Genomic DNA, 1,749 nt, shown 5'->3' on the forward strand with positions numbered 1-1,749 from the left:
CCCCTGGGCGAAATGCGCCTGGTAAGCAGAGTTTTTGAAATGTAAGGCCTTTGAATAAGACAAAAGGCTGCCTCATCGCTAACTTTGCAACAGTGCCCAGGCTTATGAGCCAAGTGAAATCTTGCTTGATTATGCTCAGACTAAAGCAGCTATCGTGGCATTTACTAAATCGCTGGCGAAACAGCTGGCCCCGAAAGGGATCCGTGTCAATGCCGTCGCGCCGGGTCCATACTGGACTGTACTGCAGTGCTGTGGTGGTCAACCGCAGGAAAAGGTGGAGAAATTTGGGGCAAATGCGCCGCTGGGACGCCCTGGTCAACCGGTGGAAATCGCGCCGCTTTATGTCACCCTGGCCGCTCGGGAGAACAGCTATACGTCTGGTCAGGTCTGGTGTTCTGATGGGGGGACCGGAACCCTCTAACGTTTACGATCTGTGCGTCGAAAGTGACTTTTAAGGCAAGGGCGGACACTATTGTATAAGGGCGGGAGCGGTACTTACCGCTCCGTGAATGCTAACCAATCACCGCGATGCCAAGTCGCTCCATGAGCAACGATGCCTGGTAGTTGTCCAACTTAACGCCTTGTAAATCAACGCCCCGAATATCTAAGTCACCCAACTCCGAATTGGTCAGATCGCAATGTGTGAAGTTTGCTGCTCGCCAGTCGAAAGTCGAAAACTCGCCGCCGGAGAGATCTGAACCACTGAACGTCGCGCCCAGTACCTGGGCACCTATCCAACGGTTTTCCCACAGCTCACACTTTTCCAACACGACTTTCGAAAAATTGGCGTAGCTTAGATTGGTATTCGTGATATATGCGCTACAAAACCAGGTGCGCGTGGTGATCATATTCATAAAGCTTGCGCCGCGGAAATCTGCGCCTTGTGCGCGGCAGTGGCGAATTTCAATGCCCAGCGCACTGGAATTGCGAAAATCCGCCATGGATAAATCACAGCTTTTAAAAATGGCATCTTTCAGCATCGCACGACTAAAATTGCACCCTTTCTGGCTTTCACGATCATAGAACTGACAGCCGATAAATTCAGTGCCGCTCAGGTCGGCACCTGAAAAATCACAGTTAAAAAATGTACTATTTTCAATTTTCTCACCGGTGAAACGGTTTCTGTCAATTTTTTCGCCAACGAGTGCCAGAGCCATATTTGTACCTGTTTTTTTTATACAGTAATGGCGTCATGGTAAACCCTGATGAGGTTATGCGTCAAATCCGCCAATATGACATCTGCAAATGTGCGTTAAATCTGGTGTTTTTTCAGCAAAGCGCGAAGCTGATGGTAAGTCAGACCCAGTAATTCAGCGGCTTTTTTCTGGTTAAATTTTGCCTGCTGTAAGCTGGTTTGTAGAAAGTCTTTCTCTTGCTGCTGCTGGAATTCACGCAGATCCAGCGGTAACCCTACAGACATCGGTTTAGTTTCCGGCGCCTGCGGCTGAGTAGTGTGGCGGCGGAAGGGGTCAATGATTATCTCATCCAGCGGGTAATCACTGGTTCCATGCCGGTAAACGGATCGCTCCACGACGTTTTTCAGTTCACGAATATTGCCCGGCCAACGGTAGTGGAGGAGAGTTTCTCTGGCCTCGGCACTAAAACCCGGAAACAGAGGTAATCCGATCTCGCGGCACATCTGAATGGCAAAATGGGGTTCTAGGGATTTTCCGTCCAAAAACGACAAAGTGCTCTGGAGGCCGCGCCGTCCGTGGCCTCCAGAGGGGTATTACTTTTCGCTGACGGGTA

At 50.2% G+C, this 1,749-nt stretch carries 1 protein-coding gene and 2 pseudogenes; 1 reads left to right on the forward strand and 2 read right to left on the reverse strand.

Annotation, left to right across the window (positions count from 1 at the left end):
* Positions 1 to 88: 88 nt before the first annotated feature.
* A pseudogene (locus tag ACMWLG_RS25710) lies at positions 89 to 421 on the forward strand (SDR family oxidoreductase); the annotation flags it as partial.
* Between the two features lie 91 nt (positions 422 to 512).
* Here ACMWLG_RS25710 and ACMWLG_RS25715 read toward each other — a convergent pair.
* Together ACMWLG_RS25715 and ACMWLG_RS25720 are read right to left on the reverse strand one after the other, a co-directional pair.
* Positions 513 to 1,157, reverse strand: coding sequence for a quinolone resistance pentapeptide repeat protein QnrB1 (locus tag ACMWLG_RS25715; protein WP_014386481.1), 645 nt, complete (start codon positions 1,155 to 1,157; stop codon positions 513 to 515).
* 95 nt (positions 1,158 to 1,252) lie between these two features.
* Positions 1,253 to 1,654, reverse strand: a pseudogene (locus ACMWLG_RS25720) (helix-turn-helix domain-containing protein); the annotation flags it as partial.
* Positions 1,655 to 1,749: the final 95 nt, after the last annotated feature.

The sequence above is a fragment of the Enterobacter sp. 01-M-02-SI-ECC genome, from assembly GCF_047530595.1.
Taxonomy (GTDB): domain Bacteria; phylum Pseudomonadota; class Gammaproteobacteria; order Enterobacterales; family Enterobacteriaceae; genus Enterobacter; species Enterobacter cloacae_M.

Excerpts from the sequence above, each read along its gene's own strand:
- ACMWLG_RS25715 (WP_014386481.1), bottom strand. The coding sequence starts at position 1,157 with ATGGCTCTGGCACTCGTTGGCGAAAAAATTGACAGAAACCGTTTCACC.